This is a genomic window from Mycobacterium sp. NGS64 (genome assembly GCF_059812245.1).
In genome coordinates this window covers 195,828-215,653 of record NZ_JCALCI010000004.1, presented here as the reverse complement: position 1 = coordinate 215,653, position 19,826 = coordinate 195,828, and the positions used below count along the sequence as shown (strand labels likewise).

The 19,826-nt window shown below is 64.3% G+C and carries 19 protein-coding genes; 11 read left to right on the top strand and 8 right to left on the bottom strand.

Annotated elements, in window-relative coordinates:
• Nucleotides 1-11 precede the first annotated feature (11 nt).
• Entirely contained in the window at nucleotides 12-1,091 is a 1,080-nt protein-coding gene (gene dbpB / locus AC5Y4S_RS19010; protein ID WP_500034227.1) for a DGQHR domain-containing protein DpdB, read from the top strand.
• A 250-nt stretch (nucleotides 1,092-1,341) separates the two neighbouring features.
• Here the strand turns inward: dbpB and AC5Y4S_RS19005 are convergent, their stop codons facing one another.
• The 3 genes from AC5Y4S_RS19005 to AC5Y4S_RS18995 all read right to left on the bottom strand — a co-directional run bounded on the left by AC5Y4S_RS19005 (nucleotide 1,342) and on the right by AC5Y4S_RS18995 (nucleotide 4,344).
• Entirely contained in the window at nucleotides 1,342-2,673 is a 1,332-nt protein-coding gene (locus tag AC5Y4S_RS19005; protein ID WP_500034226.1) for a ParB N-terminal domain-containing protein, read from the bottom strand.
• Entirely contained in the window at nucleotides 2,666-3,019 is a 354-nt protein-coding gene (locus AC5Y4S_RS19000) for an HNH endonuclease (protein WP_500034614.1), read from the bottom strand. The genes AC5Y4S_RS19005 and AC5Y4S_RS19000 overlap by 8 nt, the downstream gene beginning before the upstream one ends.
• Before the next feature lie 872 nt (nucleotides 3,020-3,891).
• Entirely contained in the window at nucleotides 3,892-4,344 is a 453-nt protein-coding gene (locus AC5Y4S_RS18995) for a VOC family protein (RefSeq protein WP_500034613.1), read from the bottom strand.
• A gap of 87 nt (nucleotides 4,345-4,431) precedes the next feature.
• Between AC5Y4S_RS18995 and AC5Y4S_RS18990 the strand changes: the two genes are divergently transcribed.
• From AC5Y4S_RS18990 to AC5Y4S_RS18975, 4 genes are all read left to right on the top strand, one after another.
• On the top strand, nucleotides 4,432-5,700 hold the full coding sequence (locus tag AC5Y4S_RS18990; protein WP_500034225.1) for a cytochrome P450: 1,269 nt from the start codon (nucleotides 4,432-4,434) through the stop codon (nucleotides 5,698-5,700).
• An 85-nt stretch (nucleotides 5,701-5,785) separates the two neighbouring features.
• On the top strand, nucleotides 5,786-6,022 hold the full coding sequence (locus AC5Y4S_RS18985) for a type II toxin-antitoxin system antitoxin MazE7 (protein ID WP_500034224.1): 237 nt from the start codon (nucleotides 5,786-5,788) through the stop codon (nucleotides 6,020-6,022).
• Nucleotides 6,015-6,362, top strand: a complete 348-nt coding sequence (locus AC5Y4S_RS18980) for a type II toxin-antitoxin system PemK/MazF family toxin (RefSeq protein WP_500034223.1) — start codon at nucleotides 6,015-6,017, stop codon at nucleotides 6,360-6,362. Before AC5Y4S_RS18985 ends, AC5Y4S_RS18980 begins: the two co-directional genes overlap by 8 nt.
• Before the next feature lie 107 nt (nucleotides 6,363-6,469).
• The gene (locus tag AC5Y4S_RS18975) at nucleotides 6,470-9,700 is read left to right on the top strand and encodes a DEAD/DEAH box helicase (protein WP_500034222.1); all 3,231 of its coding nucleotides are present in this window, start codon (nucleotides 6,470-6,472) and stop codon (nucleotides 9,698-9,700) included.
• 33 nt (nucleotides 9,701-9,733) lie between these two features.
• On the opposite strand, the gene AC5Y4S_RS18970 is transcribed toward AC5Y4S_RS18975, so the two are convergent.
• Nucleotides 9,734-11,131: a CehA/McbA family metallohydrolase gene (locus AC5Y4S_RS18970; RefSeq protein ID WP_500034221.1), complete on the bottom strand. Its 1,398-nt coding sequence runs from the start codon at nucleotides 11,129-11,131 to the stop codon at nucleotides 9,734-9,736.
• Nucleotides 11,132-11,353: 222 nt separating this feature from the next.
• Between AC5Y4S_RS18970 and AC5Y4S_RS18965 the strand changes: the two genes are divergently transcribed.
• The 3 genes from AC5Y4S_RS18965 to AC5Y4S_RS18955 are packed head-to-tail and all read left to right on the top strand — an operon-like array spanning nucleotide 11,354 to nucleotide 13,040.
• Nucleotides 11,354-11,623 (top strand): type II toxin-antitoxin system TacA family antitoxin, encoded by a 270-nt coding sequence (locus AC5Y4S_RS18965; RefSeq protein ID WP_500034220.1) that lies wholly within the window; start codon nucleotides 11,354-11,356, stop codon nucleotides 11,621-11,623.
• A 3-nt stretch (nucleotides 11,624-11,626) separates the two neighbouring features.
• A complete protein-coding gene (locus tag AC5Y4S_RS18960; RefSeq protein ID WP_500034219.1) occupies nucleotides 11,627-12,139 on the top strand; it encodes a GNAT family N-acetyltransferase in 513 nt (170 codons plus the stop codon).
• Nucleotides 12,140-12,188: 49 nt separating this feature from the next.
• Nucleotides 12,189-13,040 (top strand): phytanoyl-CoA dioxygenase family protein, encoded by an 852-nt coding sequence (locus AC5Y4S_RS18955; RefSeq protein WP_500034218.1) that lies wholly within the window; start codon nucleotides 12,189-12,191, stop codon nucleotides 13,038-13,040.
• Nucleotides 13,041-13,110: 70 nt separating this feature from the next.
• On the opposite strand, the gene AC5Y4S_RS18950 is transcribed toward AC5Y4S_RS18955, so the two are convergent.
• Genes AC5Y4S_RS18950 through AC5Y4S_RS18940 form a run of 3 tightly spaced genes read right to left on the bottom strand, consistent with a single transcriptional unit; the run spans nucleotide 13,111 to nucleotide 15,360 of the window.
• Entirely contained in the window at nucleotides 13,111-13,647 is a 537-nt protein-coding gene (locus tag AC5Y4S_RS18950) for a VOC family protein (protein ID WP_500034217.1), read from the bottom strand.
• 24 nt (nucleotides 13,648-13,671) lie between these two features.
• Entirely contained in the window at nucleotides 13,672-14,445 is a 774-nt protein-coding gene (locus tag AC5Y4S_RS18945) for an SDR family oxidoreductase (protein WP_500034216.1), read from the bottom strand.
• Between the two features lie 18 nt (nucleotides 14,446-14,463).
• Nucleotides 14,464-15,360, bottom strand: a complete 897-nt coding sequence (locus tag AC5Y4S_RS18940; RefSeq protein ID WP_500034215.1) for an NAD(P)-dependent oxidoreductase — start codon at nucleotides 15,358-15,360, stop codon at nucleotides 14,464-14,466.
• 233 nt (nucleotides 15,361-15,593) lie between these two features.
• Between AC5Y4S_RS18940 and AC5Y4S_RS18935 the strand changes: the two genes are divergently transcribed.
• The 3 genes from AC5Y4S_RS18935 to AC5Y4S_RS18925 all read left to right on the top strand — a co-directional run bounded on the left by AC5Y4S_RS18935 (nucleotide 15,594) and on the right by AC5Y4S_RS18925 (nucleotide 18,334).
• Complete coding sequence (locus tag AC5Y4S_RS18935) at nucleotides 15,594-16,238, top strand: helix-turn-helix domain-containing protein (RefSeq protein ID WP_500034214.1); 645 nt, start codon at nucleotides 15,594-15,596, stop codon at nucleotides 16,236-16,238.
• Nucleotides 16,239-16,470: 232 nt separating this feature from the next.
• Nucleotides 16,471-16,713: a DUF6400 family protein gene (locus tag AC5Y4S_RS18930; protein WP_500034213.1), complete on the top strand. Its 243-nt coding sequence runs from the start codon at nucleotides 16,471-16,473 to the stop codon at nucleotides 16,711-16,713.
• A gap of 241 nt (nucleotides 16,714-16,954) precedes the next feature.
• Nucleotides 16,955-18,334 (top strand): FAD-binding oxidoreductase, encoded by a 1,380-nt coding sequence (locus tag AC5Y4S_RS18925; RefSeq protein ID WP_500034212.1) that lies wholly within the window; start codon nucleotides 16,955-16,957, stop codon nucleotides 18,332-18,334.
• Here the strand turns inward: AC5Y4S_RS18925 and AC5Y4S_RS18920 are convergent.
• Nucleotides 18,331-19,803, bottom strand: coding sequence for a serine/threonine-protein kinase (locus tag AC5Y4S_RS18920; RefSeq protein ID WP_500034211.1), 1,473 nt, complete (start codon nucleotides 19,801-19,803; stop codon nucleotides 18,331-18,333). The two genes, AC5Y4S_RS18925 and AC5Y4S_RS18920, sit on opposite strands and share 4 nt — an antisense overlap.
• Nucleotides 19,804-19,826: the final 23 nt, after the last annotated feature.

The window sequence follows — 19,826 nt, the reverse complement described above, 5'->3', positions numbered from 1 at the left end:
ATGAGATAAGGGTGCCAGCACTTGAGGTGCGGCAGGGTGAACGCAGAATCTATTGTTTTGGGATCGATGGCAAGCATCTTCTTGACTTCACTGCCGTCTCGCGTGTTCGACGATCAAAAGACGGCGGCTTAGCCGGCTACCAACGCCCGGAGGTTCTAAATCACATCAGAGCGATACGTCGCTACATCGAGTCTCCCGATGCGCTGCTGCCGAATGCTGTTGTCCTCGCTTTCGATTCGCGCGTGCGATTCGAAACGAAGCGGCGGCGCGGCGCAGTCGAATATTCAGCGGTGGGCGAATTGATCATCCCGGTAGATGAAACGGTCGAGGACGCTGACAAGCCGGCGCTTCTGGTCGATGGTCAACAACGGGTCGCTGCCATCCGCGACGCAGACGTAGCCGAATTCCCTGTTGCGGCTGTCGGTTTCATTGCCTCCGACGCCGAGGAGCAGCGGTCCCAATTTATCCTTGTGAATAACACAAAGCCACTTCCCAAGGGTCTGATCCACGAACTGCTGCCGGAAGCAACCGGTTACCTGCCGCCGAAGTATGCTCGTCGACGTCTTCCTGCCGAGCTCATGACGCGTCTCAACCTAGATATCGACAGTCCATTCCGCGGCGCAATCGCTACACCGACATCGCCAGATGGCTATATCAAAGACAATAGCGTGCTGAGGATGATCGAGAACAGCCTCTATGACGGTGCTTTGTACCAGTACCGTGATCCCGCTGATGGATCAGGTGACATCGAACAGATGATTGTCCACTTGAAGATCTTTTGGAGTCTTGTCGAGGCTACTTGGCCGATCGAATGGAAGTTGATTCCACGGAAGTCTCGGTTGACTCATGGGGTTGGTATCCAAGCGCTTGGATACGTCATGGACGCGTTGACCGAGGGTCACGATGCCGATGCCCTTCCCGGAATCGGACTGGATCATCAGCTTTCCGCGCTGTCAGAAGTGACGGCGTGGTCCTACGGAACCTGGAACTTGGGGCCCGACGATCAGCGTCGCTGGAATGGACTGCAGAACACTCCGAACGACGTGAAACTACTTACGAACGTGCTGCTTATGGCATTACCGCACCGCTGATTAGGTGGCAAACCTAACCTGCCGTACACACGGTGTTCCCAGCTTGTCAAGCTCCAAGGGCGTGACTTCAGCGTCGGAGTTCATTGTTCGGGGCCGCGAGGCCGCGAACTCATGTCCGTTAGCCCTGAGGATCCACCGCGGTCGCCTACGCGACCATCCATCCTCGGCAGTGGTGACGTCGATGGGAACGCTCGGCAGCCGGTTAGTGGCGATGTATGTGCTGCCCAGGTTTGGGCCGGCCGCCGCACCGTCACCACCCATGGGCGAGCAGGTTGAACGTACCAATGGTGTTGCCCGTCGCCTTATCCTTCTTGCTCAGAATTAACTGGTACTGCTTCTTCTTCACATCGGTGCCGGTTGACTTGTACATGGTTTTCAGGGCATCCGCCAATGGCACGACCCAATCATCCTTGAGTGCCTGGAGTTCCGCGTCGTGCCACGGAATACCCCGCATATGCGCCAGTTTCGATGCCACATCCTGCGGAGACTGCGGCGCGGTTGCACCCATCACTTCGGATAGAAGGCCGCGCGTGATGGCCTTTAATCCAACGTTGTGCAATATCCGCTGCTTATACTTCGTAGGTAAGGTTGCAATATCCCAGTAGTCGACGGCGGCGTTTACGTCAGGTCCAGATCCAATCGTTCCTTTGACATTTGGGTTTATCAAGCCTAGAGACAGCCGAACACCCTCGTAAAAATCGAATAAGTACTTACCGACCTCCTTGACTTCGCTAGGACTCATCTTCTCGAGTGTGTACTTCATAGCGAGGTACGGGTCATGGTCGAATGCCAGACGAATAAGCGACTCCAGAAAGCTCATTGTAATCACATAAGTCGGCCGCAAATTAGTCGCCCCGACGATCTTATTAGGCGCAAAGACAGCACCGCGGCCCTCCAGGTCCTTGCGGATCCAACTCAAGGCAATTTCCTGCTTGTATTCTTTATGGCCCACTTGAAGGTCATACTGTTCCCGCACTGCCGCCTTGAAATCGTCGCTTAGCGGTCGACCCATGTTCAACTCATAGGTCTGATGTCTCATGACATCTTCGTAGTCTGAACCCTTCCAGCGCTTGATGATGATTACATTCACTGGGTAGGGGTCCGGCGGAGACCAACCTCGGAAAGCCTTGATTCGGTGTTGGCCATCGAGTACCCAGGCCGTTCGGTCCGATTCTTCTACAGGCTTAAGGGGTGGGGCACCTGACTCATACCGTCCCTTCAACTTCACCACCCCGGGGACCACATTCGAGATCGGCGGCATCTTCGAATGCGCCACGAAATCAAAAGCATCCTCATCAATCGAAATCACGATCGCTGATGGAAGGATCCGCTCCTGGTTGGACGAGTGAAGAAAATCACGGATTGACTCCCAATGCTGCTCATTAATAGTCCGATTGCGACCGCCCGTGCGCCAAAGTCCGGAGGCGGGATCCCATTTTACAGCGTTGTCTATCGATACGAGGTCTCTTAACACCTGGGCGTCGATGCCCGCAACGTATAGATGCAGCTTTGCATTGCTAGGGTTTTGTATGAGTTCATATCCATAGAACTCGTGCTCTAGTGTGGTGATCGCATTAGACATCGCAAGCCTCACAAGTTACGCGTAGGTTTATCAGATGAGCAGCCAAAGATTCTCGACCGGAAACGGAAAGTCTTACCTCGCTCGCTAAGCGCCCGCAGTCGCAGCGACCGAGTGGGCGGCCCGCTGATTCAACCGCGCGAAGACTGAGGCGGAGAAAACGCAGTCCATCAGAAATTGACTCGTCTGTCCTGACCCGCAGGACGCTAGGAAGGTTCCCAAACTCGGTGGCGCCTTTGCCGAGGTTGCAGGGCTGGCAGAGGAGTTGAAGATTACTGATGTGGTCAGTGCCGGCCCTGGCAGTAGGTCTAATGTGATCGACGTGGAGTAGGGTCCGGTCGCCGCACATTCGGCAGTAGCGATCTCCTTGACTTTCCGTCACCAACGCAAGCATATTCGCGGCGCCTTGCGTTCTTTTTCCGTCGTGCGTCGCACTATTGACCGTACGAATCAGTTCCAGGGCAGTAATCTGTTCGGCAGTTGCTGCACCTAAGAGCCCGAAGGGTTCGAGCAGTCCAGAGTTATTCTCCCTGTTCTGGATCCAGTACTCCTGCGTCAGGATGAGACTTTGCTCTCGGAGGTTGGCCTCAATACGTTCGCGAAGCCTTTTCAGCAGCTCATCCTGGACCGGACCATCGGACCCGCGTGCTTTCACCGACACACGTGCACTCTAGCGGCCCCAGACATTCGCGTTACCGCGGCGATCGGTTCAATCTCCCGTGTGTCGCCTCGACTGGCGCTCAGCCACATCCTGCTGATGCTGCGGTAAACAACCCCCAGGCTCCCGAACTCGGCACGGCCATCCCATCCGTAATCGTCGCCATCGCTCTGTTGTCGTCGTCGTGATAAGAGCGCAGCCATGTCCTTCGCCTTATCGCCTTCGGGCTGGTCTCCGGCGTTCGAGCTATCAATAAGTAGGTCCGGGAGGTCGGGCCGCTCGCGTCCTCAACCGGCAAATGGAATCGAACAACGTCACGGCCCCGGAGGCTGGTCCCGCGACCCCCGTGCAGTCTTGATTGAAGACCTTTCCATCTCGTCAACCGACCCTCATCTACGTCTTCCGGTCCGACGTCTCCCCGGTTGCCGATTAGGTCGCGCACTTCTTCGCTAGCGACCATGCTTTTCAATTGCTAACGGGCACGACGTCTTCCACAGTTATCTCGACAAGCGCCGCGCCTGTCGAGCCCGGACCCGTCCGGAGGCGCACGAAGGAAACCCGCTCTAAGGCCGTGGCGGCAGTGCCGACGACCACCCGTCCGAAAGCAATTCCAGCAGCTGCCCATCGGGATCCCGGATCATCGCCATCGCCTCGGTCACCGTCGCCTCGACCACCCCTCCCCCGAACTCCTTGACCTTCTCCAAAGCGCCGGGAAGATCAGACACCGAAAACGAGATGTGCGTCAGCCCGATCTGATCCATGACGCGTTCCGACCCGGCGTGAACCTGACGCTTCGAGTAGTCCATGAGTTCGAGCACAAACCCGTCGCGCACTAAGTAGGTCGCATGCACGCCGAGCGGCTCGGGAAGCTGCACGAGCTGCGCGGTGGGGCCGTCGGGCGGATCAAGCTCCCACCAGAACTGAAACCCGAGCACACTCTCGTAGAACCGCCGCGACCGCTCGCGATCGGAGACACACAATCCGACGTGGTTGAAGGTCGTCCGGTGACTACTCATCGCGGCCTTTCTCGACGGAACCATGAGCGTAATAATGCAAAGATAGTGCAAAAAGCCAGGGCTCTCGTCGCGGTGGAGGACTTTCAGATGACAACCCGTCCCGACGTCACCGACGACGCGATAGTCGACTTCGACCATCACTCAGACGAATTCAACCTCAACGAACTCGCCGTCAACGCCGACCTGCGACACAAGTGCCCGGTCGCCTGGAACCAGAACTACGGCGGCTTCTGGTTCCTCAGCAGCTACGACGCGGTCAGCCGAGCGGCAAGAGACGGCGACACCTTCTCCCACAAATACGAGCCCAACGCCGACGACGGCGTCGACTACCAGGGCGAGATGGGCGTCCCGCGGCCCGAAGGCCAGCCGGCCTTGGGCATCGGCGAGATCGACGGGCCCTACCACCTGGCGCTACGACACGCGCTTGCCCCGTTCCTCTCGCCGGGCGCGGTCCAGAAACTCAAGCCGTTCATGATGCAATCGGCGCATTGGTTCCTCGACCAAAAAATCGCCAACGGACAGATGGACCTCGTCCTCGACTACGCCAGCCCGGTCCCGGCCATCCTCACCATGAAGCTGATGGGCCTGCCGTACGACAACTGGCACCTCTACGCCAACCTCTTCCACTCAGTCATGGCCATCCCGCAGGACAGCCCCGAGTACATCGACGCCATCTCCCAAGTCCCCGCCATGATGCAAGAAGTTATCGAGTTCGCGGCCACCCGGCGCGGCAACCCGAAAGACGACCTGACCAGCTTCCTCATCCAGTTCGAATTCGACGACCAGCGCCTCACCGACGAACAGCTGCTCAACATCCTCTGGAACCTCATCGCCGGCGGCGTCGACACCACCACCTCGCAGACCGCGCTGACCCTGCTGCACTTAGGCACCCACCCCGAGCTGCGCCAACAACTCATCGACCACCCCGAGCTGTACCGCACCGCCACCGACGAATTCCTGCGCTACTTCTCGGTCAACCAAACCCTGAGCCGGACCGTCACGAAAGACGTCGAACTCAACGGCCAACACCTGCGCAAGAACGACCGCGTCGTCATCAGCTGGCTCTCCGCCAACCACGACGAGCACGAGTTCGACCGGCCCGACGAGATAACCCTGGACCGAACGCCCAACCGCCATCTCGCCTTTGGGCTCGGGCCGCATCGCTGCATCGGCTCGCACCTGGCGCGCCTGATGTCCGAGGTGATGGTCAAGGCGGTCCTCGACCGCATCCCCGACTACCAGGTCGACGTCCAAAACGTCCACCAATACCTGGGCAACCCCAGCATGACCGGGCTGGGCAAGCTGCCGGTCACCTTCACCCCGGGAGAGAGCATCGGCACGTCGCGCCCGTGGTAATCGCCGGATCATCTTCTCCGAGCAGCGGCCAACGCTTCGCGAGTGAAAAAGTAGCTTGAGCCTGTCTACGGAGTAGACTACCAATATGTCTACTCCCACGACGACGATCCGGGTTGCGGTCCAGACCCGTGACCGCCTAGCCGCACAGGCGCGCGAGCGCGGCATCTCCATCGCTGCGCTGCTCGCGGACCTTGCCACCCGCACCGAACGCGAGGCGATGTTCCGCGCCGAACGCGATGCGACTCGCGCCGACGCCGCCATAGATGCCGCGAGCGATGAGGACCGCGACTGGGACGTCACTACCGGCGACGGCCTTGCCTGAGCCGCGACGCGGCGAACTTTGGCTGGTCGCTCTCGGCGCCGCACGCACCGGCGAGCCCGGCAAACATCGCCCCGCCGTCGTCGTCTCCGTTGATGAAATCCTCACCGGCATCGAGGACGAACTCGTTGTCGTCGTGCCGGTCTCGAGCTCGCGCGCCACCTCACCCTTGCGGCCGGGCGTCTCGCCCGGCGAAGGTGTAGACACCGAAAGTGTCGCCGTCTGCCGCGGCATTCGCGCCGTCGCCCGGACGCGCTTACTGGAACGACTGGGCACCGTGGCGCCTGACACGATGGACAAGATCGAGCGTGCCCTCGTCGCGGTACTAGGCATCGGCGCCTGAAGCATTGAGCCGGGCCGGGGATTACTCACAAACCTCATGTGCACCGGTTCCTGCATCACGCGGCGTGGTGGGACGTTCTTGTCAGAGCCGCTCGTTACGGTGCGGGCATGCAGTTGCTGATGTATCCGCCGATCGACCTTGACAGCACGATCGACGTGCTGGACCAGGACACCTGGCGCCGCGGGGTGGCCTATGCGCAGGACGGAAGGGTCCTGAGCTGCGTATGGGATCCGAACGCCCGCAAACTTTTCGGCGGCGTTAGGGGTAGCAAAGGCCGCGCTTACACGACAGCGGTGCAGCTGGTACCGGTAGACGCCGACGCGTGGGATGTCGAAAGCGGATCCTGCAGCTGCCCGATGCGCGTGAACTGCAAGCATGTCGCGGCAATCGTGATCTTCGCCGCGGGTACCACGACGTTGACCGCCCAACCTCCTCCGGCTCTGCCAGCGTGGCGGCAATCGCTGGACGCGCTGCTTCCCACGGTCTCGGCGAGCGATCGCGTCGGGACACCGCTGGCGATCGAGCTGAACGGGGCGTCCCCGGCGCTGGACGCGCGGCTCGTGCGGCCCGGAAAGCGCGGCGGCTGGGTGGCCGGCGATCTGAGCTGGGCCACGCTAAACATGTTGCACCACAACGGTTACCCCGAGGTCCAGGTCCGGCTGCTGCAGGAGCTCTATGCGACCTATCGAGCGTCGAGTTCGAATTCGACTGTCTACTACCGCTATTCGTACGGGTCTTATGCCTACGGCGATACGAAGACGATCTCGCTACTGCGATTCGAATCCCCGCAATTGTGGCCGCTGCTGGACGAAGCGCGCCGAGTCGGCGTGCACCTGATACAGGCGGGGTCACAGGAGGATGTGCCGGCGCATACCACGGCCCAGTTGCACCTGAATGTCACGGCCGACGAGCGGGGTGATCTCTCGGTCGAGCCCGTGCTCCAGATCGCCGGCACCGCAACACGGCCCCTGGCGTTCGTTGGGTCGTCGGGTCATGGCGTGGTGTTTGACGACGGCGGGTTGCGGCTGGCCCGGCTGGACAAGCCGGCGCCTAAGGCGCTACAGCGCATGGCCCTCGGCGATCAGCCCCTGCTCATACCCGCGGGCGAGGCGGCGCGGTTCGCCGCGGAATACTATCCGAGATTGCGCCATATCGCGGGCGTGACATCGTCGGACGGGTCGTTCACGCCGCCCGAGATCGTCGGGCCGACGCTGGTCCTGCTGGCCGACTACCATGCCGAGCACGAACTCGAATTGACCTGGGCATGGGCATACCGCGTGGGCGACAACGAGGTTCGCGCACCTATAGCAACGCCGGACCATGCCGGTTACCGCGACTTGGCGGCGGAGGACGCCCTCGCCTCCGGCATCGAGGCGCCGTTGGAGCAATGGGCGCTCCGTGGCGCCGACGGCACGCTCATCCCCCGGACGCGACTGTCCGGCCTGGAGACAATGCGATTCGCCACCGAGATTCAGCCGCTGCTCGCCGAGCTTCCTGATGTCACGGTGGAGGTGAGCGGCAACCCGGTGGACTACCGGGAGGCGGGCGGCTCCCTCGTGATCGCCGTGTCGACGGAGGCGGCGCCCGGCGAGACGGACTGGTTCGACCTGGACGTCACGATCAGCATCGAGGGCAAGCAGGTCCCCTTTGTCAGCGTCTTTACCGCGCTCGCGGCCGGGCAGTCGCACCTGTTGCTTCTCGACGGCGCCTACTTCGCGCTGGACAAGCCCGAGCTGGTAAAGCTGCGCCAGCTCATCGAAGAGGCCCGCGCGCTCACCGACGTCGAAGAGGGGCCACCCCGGATCAGCCGATTCCAGGTGGGGATGTTCGACGAGCTGGCCGAGCTGGGAGTCGTGACCCGCCAGGCCGACGAGTGGCGGCGCCAGGTCGACGGGTTGCGCGCCTTGCAGGGTCTGGAGCCCGCACCGCCGCCACCAGACCTACACGCTCAACTGCGGCCGTATCAAGCCGACGGTTTCTCATGGCTTGCCACCCTGTACGCCCACGGGCTCGGCGGCATCCTCGCCGACGACATGGGCCTGGGCAAGACCGTCCAGTCGCTGGCGCTGATTTGCCATGTCCGCCAACAGAACCCGGGAATGGCACCATTCCTGGTGGTGGCGCCGGCCAGCGTGGTGGCGAACTGGGCCGCCGAGGCCAGCCGGTTCGCCCCGGAGCTGTCGGTCGTGCCGATCTTCGACACGCTGCGCCGCGCCGGCGCCGACCTCGACCAGCTCACGGCCGGCGCCCACATCGTGGTCACCTCGTACACGCTGTTCCGACTGGACTTCGACGCCCACGCCGCGCGACCGTGGTCCGGGCTGATCCTCGACGAAGCCCAGTACGTGAAGAACCATCACGCCAAGACCTACCAGTGCGCACGGAAGCTGACCGCACCGTTCAAGCTGGCGATCACCGGCACGCCGATGGAGAACAACCTCATGGAGCTGTGGTCTCTGCTGTCGATCACCGCACCCGGGTTGTTCCCCAACCCGACTAAGTTCGCCGATTTCTTCGCCAAGCCCATCGAAAAGACCGGCGATCCAGAACTTTTGGCCCTGTTCCGCCGCCGCATCAAGCCGCTGGTCAAGCGCCGCACCAAGGAACTCGTCGCCGCCGAGCTGCCACCCAAGCAAGAGCAGGTGCTCGACATCGACCTGCCGCCACGGCACCGCACCCTGTACAACAAGCGACTGCAACGAGAGCGCCAGAAGGTGCTCGGCCTGCTCGACGACATGCAGCGCAACCGGTTCACGATCCTCAAATCCCTCACCACGCTGCGACAGATGGCGCTGCATCCCGGGCTGGTCGACCCCGAACACGACGCGATGGCCAGCGCGAAGATCGATTCGCTCGCCGAGCATCTGCACGACGTCGTAGAGGGTGGTCACCGCGCCCTCGTGTTCAGCCAGTTCACCCGCTTCCTGGGCCGAATCCGTGATCGCCTCGACGCCGAAGGGATCGATTACTGCTATCTCGATGGGAGAACACGTAACCGCGCCAAAGCGATCCAGCGGTTCAAGGACGGAAACGCGCCCGTCTTTCTGATCAGCCTCAAGGCCGGTGGCTTCGGGCTGAACCTCACCGAGGCCGACTACTGCTTTCTGCTCGACCCCTGGTGGAATCCGGCCACTGAGGCCCAGGCCATCGACCGTACGCACCGCATCGGCCAGATCCGAAATGTCATGGTGTACAGGCTCATTGCCCACGACACCATCGAGGATAAAGTAGTTGCCCTTAACGCCCGCAAAGCCAAGCTGTTTGCCAGTGTTATCGACGACGGCGACGCATTCGGCGCAACCCTCACCGCCGACGACATCCGCGGACTGATCGCCTGAGCGGGTGACCCCGCAGGCGTGCAACCTCCGCGCTCAGGCCAGCCACACGGGATTCGTCAGCGCGACCATCGAGCCGAGCGGGCGCCGCTGCGCCTCGCGAATCTCCAACCGCGCGAAGCGTGCCGACGCGGGGTCGAGTTCCCACCGCAGCATCGTCCGCGCCGGCCCTGGCACCGCGGCCCGGCCAACGCAACCCTCCGCGGTGATCAACGCCGCGGTCGTCCCGGCGGCCCCGGTGACCATGGCGGTGACGGTGACCGGCGCGCCAGGCGGCACCGGCAGCGTCTCGCCAAGACCCGCGCCCCGGCCGCGGCACGACGCCGTGAGTTCCACTGTGACAGCCCGTGATCGGGCGACGTACGAACGGCCACGGCGCAATCCATCCACCAAAGCGGGCGCCGACAGTTCACGCGCGTACACGACGGTCTGCGGCGAACCGACCGGCTGCTGATGGGCGTGCGAGTCACTGCCACCCACCGCCACCACGCGCCGGCCCTCGCACAGCAGCCGCTGCCAAATGCGAAGCGACACTTCGTCGTCCAGGTTCCACCGGCCGTTCCACACCTCGAGCCCGTCGACGTGCTCAAAACCGAACTCCCACAACGACCCCGGCACCGGCGCGGCGGGATGCGCGGCGATGACGAGCCCGCCGGCCAAGCGAACCTCACCGGCGAAGCGCGGGAACACGCCGTCGCGCGGCGCGTATCGCCAATCGACCCAGCCACCCGGCGGCAGGCCGACGGCGAGCCAGTGGCCGTGCCTGGTGGTGACCTCCTCGCCAGGGATCACCAACAACCCGCCGGTGCGGCAGGCCGGCCACACCCGGTTGGCGGAGTTGGTGTTGTGGTCGGTGGAGACGATGAAGTCCAGGCCGCTGTCGTGCGCGGCCCCCACCAGCTCACTCGGATCGCGCTGGCCATCGGAGTGGACGGTGTGCAGGTGCAAGTCCCCGCGGTACCAGCCCGCACGGCCGACGGACGGCGCCGGATACGCGATCAGCGGACCGCTTTCCGGGCCGGACTGCCCGCGTTCCAGGGTGACGCGCGCCTCCCACGCCATCCCCCACGGGCTCAGCACGACCGGGCCCAGGGCGACCGCCCACCGGCCCGGTTCGATACGGCCCGCGAGGTAACCCGGCGTGGCGTGGCCGGCGGAGATCACGAAGCCGTCGCGGGCACCGCCGGACCATCCGCGGAATCCGGCCGCATTGCCCAGCTCGTGGCCCGCGGGCCCAAACATGCCCAGATCCAACACGTTTCGGATCGGCCCGCCCACCGCGAAGCGGTCATGCGACGTACTGACCCGAATTCGCTGCACGCCCAACGGCACCTCGAACGGCAAATAGGCCCACCGGTCGATGCCGAACCCAAAGCGGCCCGAAAACGACAGGTGGATCGCCTGCGCCTCGCGCTGCTCGGTCGCGATGCTCACGGCCGTCCTCCCCTGTCGGTACCCGCCCAGCATCCCGCACCTAGGAGTAACCAGCCGTTACTTCGACGCGAACGCCCGCCGTCAGGCCACTGTCATCTAAAAGCTGGCTTTCTCGGGCTGTCCCCAGCCGTGGCCACGGGCGTGACTAGCTATGTACGTACATTCGCCGTACAATCACGTGACGAGCAAGGATTTAACCCAGCTAAGGAAGGAGACGGCGCCGTGGCAGTCAAGACGAAGCGCATCGAGCTTCGCGCGGAGCAGGCGACCTTGGACCGCATCCAGCGTGCCGCCAACCTTGTCCATGAGCAGACGTCGGAATTCGTGCGGAAAGCCGCGATGCAACGGGCTGAAGACGTCCTGCGTCACGAGTTGGTGACGCCGATGGAGCCCGAACAGTTCGACAGACTGATGTCCTCGCTCGATGCCGCTGACGACGCCCCGCGGCTGGCGGCGGCCGGGCGCAAACCGGCGGTCTTCACAAGGCGTTGACCAATGTTCGAGTCCGCGCGGCTCACTGACGCCCACGCGTTGGAAGGATTCGACTGCGGTAAGGAATCGCTGAATAACTGGCTCATCGAGCATGCCCGTCGCGCGAACAGCAGCGGAGTTGCGCACGTCTACGTGTGGACCCTCGCCGGCGAGCAGCAAGTCCGTGCCTATTTCGCTATCTGTCCTACCGAGATTGTACGCAACGACGACGGGCTCTCGGGATCCATGGCCGGCGGCTTTTCCCGCATACCCGGATATTTGATTGCTCGCCTGGCGATCGACTCATCGCTTCGAGGTCAGGGATATGGCGAGCAGCTGCTTCTCGACGCACTAGGCAAAGTCGTCGCCGCATCGGAAATCGGCGGCGGCCGGATCATCGTCGTTGACGCCATAGACGACGAGGCGCAATCCTTCTACGAGCACTACCACTTTGTTCCCTTCAGGAATCGCGAGCGTCGTCTGGTCATGAAAGTGGCTACGACGGCGAAAGCGCTCGAGGAGCGCTGGCGGGTGTAAACCCCTTGCGACCCTTGACCCCCAGCCAAGATGGGTTCAGGGTCTGGGTATGAGCATCGATGACGATCCGGTCACAACGCTGGACGACCTCAAAAGCGATCTGGCGGGCCGGCACAAGTGGACACCGAGCAGCGGCGCGTCCGTCGACCCCGCGATCGTCGACGCCGACATGGCCGCTCTCGACCGCGACGGCTACGTCATTTGGGAGAACCTGCTCGGCGGCGACGAGTGTCAGCAGATCCGCGACACCGTCATGCCCTGGCTCGGCCACACCGGACGCAACTCCTTCGAAGGGCGGCTCACCCAACGCATCTACAGCGTGCTGAGCAGGACCCGCGTGTGCGACCGGCTCGTCGACCATCCGCGGGTGCTCGCGGTGCTCGATCGACTCCTGATGCCCAACTACCTGCTTTCGGCGTTGCAGGCCATCAACATTCAGCCCGGCGAATCGCCCCAGCTGCCCCACCACGACGACGGGTTCTACCCGATCCCACGTCCCCGGGATCCCTTGGCGGCCGCGACGATCTGGGCGATCGACGACTTCACCGCCGACAACGGCGCCACCGTGGTGTTGCCCGGCAGCCACCGCTGGGGCAGGCGCCCGCCCGGCCCGGACGATCCCGCGCTGCCCGTCGTCATGCCCGCCGGCTCCTGCGTCTTCTTCGTGGGAACCCTGTGGCACGGCGGCGGCGCCAACACGACCGACCGCGCGCGGCTCGCCGTCACCGCCCAATACTGCCAACCGTGGCTGCGGCCGATGGAAGCGTTCACTCTGTCGATCCCGCGCGACATGGCGCGAACGCTCTCGCCCGACCTGCAACGCATGATCGGCTACAGCATCCACCCGCCGTTCGTCGGCGCGGTCGACGGCCTGCACCCCATCCGATTGCTAGATCAGTGAGACGCTCTGGACAGAGCGGCCGCACGATCGCCACCCTGAGCCGGCACGTCGAACAGCGCTAGGCACGGCGTCACATGAGCGTGGGTGGCGACAACTGCCCCGGCTGAGGCCAATTGCTGAACGCCTCGGCGTAGCTGTGGCTCATAACCTCGAGGACGGTGCCCCACGGATCGGTGGTGTACGCCAGCATCCAGGGCCGGCCGGGCACGAAATGGTACGGCGCCGCCAGCAACGTGCCGCCCAGATCGACGATGCGGTCGACCAGGCCCGCGACGTCCGGGTGGGTGATGCATAAGTGCCACAGGCCGCGATCGAGCCAGGGCATCGACTCCTCCGGCGACCGCGGTCCGCGCGTGGGCGGGTCAACGAACTGGAAGAGCTCGATACCAACCGAATTCGCGCTGAGCAGATGCGCCTGCCAGGCTCGGCGAAACCGACTGCCGAACACGCCGGCGGCCTCGGGGTGTCCGCCGGAGTCAAGCTCCCGCGGGCCCATGATGCAGCGGAAGCCGAAGACTGCCTCATACCACTCAATCGCCGCGTTGATATCAGGGACGGTCACCCCCACGTGATTGATGGCAAGGCCGGCCATTGGTTCGAGTGACATCAGTGATTCCTTTCGCCTGAGTAGTCACCAGGGCACATCGCCGGCGTCCCAGCGTTTTTGAACGTCGGGGTACAGCGAAGCGAGGTCGTGGGGCAGCGACGCCTTGACGTGGCGGGTCCTGTCGTCGGTCAGCACCTCCTCGTCACCGTGCTGAATCGCAGCCAGCGTCTGAGCAGCGACGTCGCCGGGTGAGAGCTTCGCTTCCGCCACGGAGTCCGCCATGTCGGTGTCGATCCACCCCGCGTGCACGCCGACGACGAGGGTTCCCTGCGCGCGCAGCTCGACGCGAATCGCGTTGGTCAGGGCCCACTCGGCAGATTTCGACGCCCCGTAAGAACCGTTGAACGGATTGGCGAACCAACTGGCGATCGACAGCATGTTGACCAGCGCGCCGCCGCCTTGACGGGCAAGCACGGGTGCGAATGCGCGGCACATCGCCAGTGTGCCAAAGTAATTGGTTTCCATCTCGCTGCGCGCCGCGCTCAGGTCCGGCGAGGCTAGCAGGGGACTTCGCAGCATCGCCCCGGCGTTATTGATCAGCACTGTGACGTCTGGGCACCCGGATGCCGCGCGTCGGATGTCATCCGAGTGAGTGACGTCCAGGCTGATCGGAATGACCCGGGCATCGTCGAAGTCGACCGCGTCAGGATTTCGTGCCGCTGCGTAAACGCGGGCCGCGCCCCGGTCGAGCAGCTCTTGCACGAACGCCTTCCCGAGACCCCGGTTAGCCCCGGTCACCAATGCGCGCGCTCCAGCAATGGCAACGCCGCCAGGCGAATTGACTGTTTCTTCGTTCATGCCCAGTTCTCCCTTCGATTACGAGCCAGTAGCAGCAAGCCCGGCGCCGTGGGCCGCCATCGCGTACAGCGCGACATAGTCAGACTCGCCGTATCCGTGGCCGATTGCGGTCTGGAGCAGTTGGTGGGTGCTCGCGGCAATCGGCATCGGAACCTCCAGCGCCCGTGCCGCTGCCAGCCCAAGATCGAAGTCTTTGCGCATGCCCGCGGTGCTGAAGGTGGGTTCGTAGTCGCGGGCTCGAATCGCTTTGCCCTTGGCCGAAATCAACTTCGAGCCCAGCACCGAGCCGTCGATGAAATCGAGAAACACCGAGGGTGCCACGCCCCCCTTCTCCGTCAGAGTCGTCGCCTCGGCCAACGCTTCGGTGATGATGCCCACCAACAAGTTATGGGCCAGCTTGACCAGTAGCGCCTCCTCGCCCGTACCGGCGTAGGTCACCGCGGATGCGATCGCCTCCAGATAGGGCAGCGCGGCATCGAAGACCTCCGCTGGGCCCGAAGCGACGATGGATCCGGATCCGCTGGCAATCGCGTCCGGGTTGCCGCTGACGGGTGCAGACAGAAACCCGACGTTGTGGCGTGCGGCCTCGGTTCTGACCTCGGCGGCGGCCTCGGCGGACACCGTTGAACAATTCAGGATGATGCGCGGCGCGGGCCGGCTGCTCAATAACCCATCGGGGCCGAGTGTGACGGCCAGAAGATCTGGTGAAGACATCACGGTGACGAACACCAGGTCGCAGCGGCCCAACGCGCCCAGCGTGTCCGCGTGGGAGGCGCCCAGGTTCACCAGCGGCGCGGTTTTCGATGCCGTCCGATTCCAGACGGTCACTGCGGCGCCACTCGAGATCAGGCGGGCCGCCAGAGCACTCCCCAATCGGCCGGTGCCCAGCCAACCGATCCGAATGTCAGGATCCATGCTTGCCTCAACTCCTCGTCAGTCGCGATCGCGCTTGTCTGTTTTACAGTACGCTGGTGTGCAGCATAATGCACACGCGGTTGGTCGGTGACGCTGTGCCAACGCGACTTTCCGCCGGTTTTACGTCGTATTTCGCGCGACTATGGCCGCTGCCGTGTACCCTGACCGGAAACCGGTGTACAAGATAACGGACGGTCGGAGCAACGGTGAAAGAAGACGGATCAACGCCTCACGTGGCCGGCCTCGGCCCGCGGCTTCGACAGCTCCGCAATGCGCGGGGCATCTCAGTGCGGGAACTGGCGCGCCGGGCCGGCTGCTCAGCGAGCCTGATCTCGCAGGTGGAACGCGGAGTGACAACACCGTCCGCCAGCGTCGTCTACGCACTGGCAAATGAGCTTGGCATCTCGCTGGACTTCCTGTTCGGCGCCGGCGACCCACTAAATTCCCCGCACGCATCGTCGGCGGCAGGCGATGCACTCGCGGCCCCACCCTCTGCGTTCCACCACTGGGGTCGCGCCAGCGGCGCCAACGGAGCGGGGATCGTCCAACGTGCCGGCGATCGCAGCGTCATCGAACTCTCGACGGGGGTTCGCTGGGAGCGACTCACACCGACGCACGACGACCGGGTCGACTTTCTCGAGGTGATCTACGCCCCCGGTGGCCAATCCAGCGACGGTGGTCAGGCCGTACGTCACGACGGCCGCGAATACCTTTACGTTCTGCAAGGAGAGCTGGAAGCGGTCATCGGCTTCGACACCCTGCAACTGCATGAGGGCGACTCGCTGGCCTTCGACCCCGCGACGCCACACCAATACCGCAATCGCACAACCGAAATCGCGCGCGTTTTATCCGTCGTCGTGCACACTCCCACGAGGTGAGGTGTCCGCGTCTGCGCCGGTACCACCCGCCTCCCGCGAGTGTGATGTTGTGCACAGCGACACCGCAAACGACCAGGTGCGACCCCACAGGCGACGCGGACGGGTGTGATCTGGCCCGCGTTCAAGTTTCCGGACCCGTCGCGTCCGGTTAGTCTCTGCGAAACCTCTCGGCCCGATCGGCCAGTGCACCGGCGCCAGCGCCGGAATCATAATTGCAATTTGTGGGAGACCCATGTCCGAAAAACGAGGCGACTTCGCGTACCAATATGATCTGACGCTCGACGAAGCGCGTCGGCGCGCGGCGGTTCTCGAGGCGATCGATGACGACTGGGATCCCGTTCAGGTGCTCGCGGAGGAAGAGCGAGCCTGGGACCTGCTGTACAGCGGGCTGGACGACGACCAGCAGCGGATCTACGACGAGCTTGTCGACGCGGGAGTTCTCCCCGATCGGGCGGCGAACCGTGTTACCGATTGATCCCCACGCCGACCGCGGCCGACGCGCATGGCTCCCCTGCCCGCAATGCGACCACGGCAGGCACTGCGACGACTGCCGCGGCCCACGCAACTGCACAAACCACTGGCAGTATCTGCTGAGTAACCGGGCCTGGGTCGTGCACCTGCAATGCCCGACCTGCGGTCACCTCTGGTCCGCCGATACCCGGTAACCGCCTATTAGAGTGAATCGCTGTCCGGCACCGTGGAAGGTGAGGCCAGCGATGAGCGATATGACGGCGCGGTTCGCCGAAATCGTCGGCGAGCACAACCTGCTGACCGGCGACGCGATCCCCGAGGACTATTGGCACGACGAGGTGTTGACGTCGGCGCCGCAGAAGCCGGCATATGTCGCCAAACCGGCTACCGCCGAAGAGGTTTCGCGGCTGCTCAAGGCCGCCAGCGAGTACAAAATCCCGGTGACGGCCCGCGGCTCCGGCAGCGGCCTGTCCGGCGCGGCGATCCCACGCGAGGACGGCCTGCTGATCTCCTTCGAGCGGATGAACGCGATCCTCGAGGTCGACACCACCAACCAGGTCGCCGTCGTGCAGCCCGGGGTGACGCTGACCGAGCTGGACGCCGCGACGGTCCACTCCGGGCTGAGCTACATGGTGCACCCGGGCGAGCTGTCCTCCAGCGTCGGCGGCAACGTCGGCACCAACGCCGGCGGGATGCGCGCGGTCAAGTACGGGATCGCCCGCCACAACGTGCTCGGGCTGCAGGCGGTGCTGCCGACCGGCGAGATCATCCGCACCGGCGGCAAGATCGCCAAGGTGTCCACCGGTTACGACCTGACCCAGCTCATCGTCGGCTCCGAGGGCACCCTGGCCCTGGCCACCGAGGTGATCGTCAAGCTGCACCCGCGCCTTGACCACGCCGCCACCGTGCTCGCCCCGTTCGCCGACTTCGACCAGGTCATGGAGGCGGTGCCCCAGGTCCTCGCCAGCGGCCTGGCGCCCTACATCCTCGAATACATCGACAACATGACGATGGCCGCGCTCGTCCACACCCAGAACCTGGAGCTCGGCGTTCCGGACCAGGTGCGCGACAGCTGCCAGGCGTATCTCGTTGTGGCGCTTGAAAACCGCACCGCGGAAAGACTCGACGAGGATGTCGAGCGGGCCGGCGAGCTGGTGGTCGAGCTGGGCGCCGTCGACGCCTATGTGCTGGAAGGGATTTCGGCGCGCAAGCTGATCGAGGCGCGCGAGAAGGCGTTTTGGACGGCCAAGGCGATCGGCGCCGACGACATCATCGACACCGTGGTGCCGCGCTCGGCGATGCCGAAGTTTCTCGCCGCCGCGCGCGAACTAGCGGCGACGGCGGGCGGCGCGGCGGCCGGCTGCGGGCACGCCGGCGACGGCAACGTGCACCTGGCCATCATCTGCAAGGACCCGGCGAAAAAGAAGCAGCTGATGACCGACATCCTCGCGCTGGCAATGGAATTGGGTGGCGCGATCTCCGGCGAACACGGCCTCGGCCGCGCCAAGACCCCGTACTTCCTGCAGCTCGAAGACCCGGTCAAGGTCGATCTCATGCGCCGCATCAAGCACAGCTTCGACCCGGCGGGCATCCTCAACCCCGACGTGCTGTTCGGCGAAGCCTAAGTGGCGCTTGCGTATTGCAGCACCGGCTCCGACGAGTCGACATGGCCGTTGCTGATGATCCGAAGCCGCTCCGGGCGCACCTCGTAGCGAACCCCGTTTTCCGGATTGGTGACGTCGAACCCGTCGGATGACCGCACCGCGTCGGTCAGCTCGATGTGGGCGCCGTCGCGGATGCGCTCGCCCCGATAGTAGAAATTGCCGGGCGCGGTTTGGCACACCACCGCGAGCGACTGGGCGGTCCGCACCACCAGGGCCGGCGGACTGCCCGGGTCGCACCGCGCCGTCTCACCGACGAAGCCCAGGCCGTCGGCACCCTGGACGGGCTGTGACAGCGAGGGTGTCTTCGTCGTCGACGGAGTCGGGGGCGCCGTCGTTTGAGGGGACGCACTCTTGCGCGTGCCGCCGAAGAGAACGAGCGTCACCGCGATGACCGCCGCGACAACCAACACGGCCGCCGCCGCCCCGGCGACGAGGACGGGCGCCCGGCTGCCCGGCCGCGGCGGCTCCGGCGCCGGCGGCGGATATGGGCTGTAACCGGTGTCGTCCGGGTTCGGATAAATGGTCGAGAACGCCCGGGTGCGCGACGGCGGGCTGGGAGGCAACTCGGGCGGGGGCGGTGCCGGCTGCGGGGTCGGCGGCGTCAGCCCGAACGCCGCCCTGGCCAACTCCCCTGCCGAGGAGAACCGGGCGGCGGGATCCTTGGCCATCCCGCGGGCGATGACGTCGTCGAGCGCCTTGTCGATCCCTCGGCGCATGATGCTCGGCCGGGGCGGCGGCATCTGCAGGTGCGCGGTAATCAGCGCCGGGATCTCCGCGCCCTCGAACGGCGCTTGACCCGTGAGGCACTCGTAGAGCACGCAGGCCAGCGAATAGACGTCGGTCTGCGGCCCCACCGGGCCGCCGTCGAATCGTTCGGGCGCCATGTAGGCGCACGACCCGATCAACGGTCCGCCCGCCGTCAGGCTGGGATCCCCGTGAGCCTGCGCGAGGCCGAAGTCGACTAGATACGCGAAGTTGTCATGGGTGAGCAGCACGTTCTCCGGCTTGACGTCGCGATGCACCAGACCCTCGGCATGGGCGGCGTCCAGCGCGGCCGCCACCTGCGCCGTGATCGCAGCCGCCTGCCCGGGATCGAGCGGGCCCCGCTCGCGAAGCAGATCTTTCAGGCTGCCCCCGTCGACCAGGCGCATATCGATGAAGAGCACCCCGTCGATTTCGCCGAAGTCGTGCACCGGGATGACGTGCGGTTCCTGCACTCGCGCCGCCAGCTGGGACTCCCGCCGAAAGCGCTGCTGGAAACCCGGGTCGGCCGCCATCTCGGGGCGCAGGAGCTTGAGCGCGACCATCCGACCCTTACTCGTGTCGTAGGCCCGGTACACCTCGCCCATTCCGCCCGCGCCGACCAGTGATCGCAGCTCGTAGGGCCCGAACCGGGTGCCGACCCGCGTGCGGCGATACGGCGTAAACAACAGACATCCTTTCGCTCGGCCTG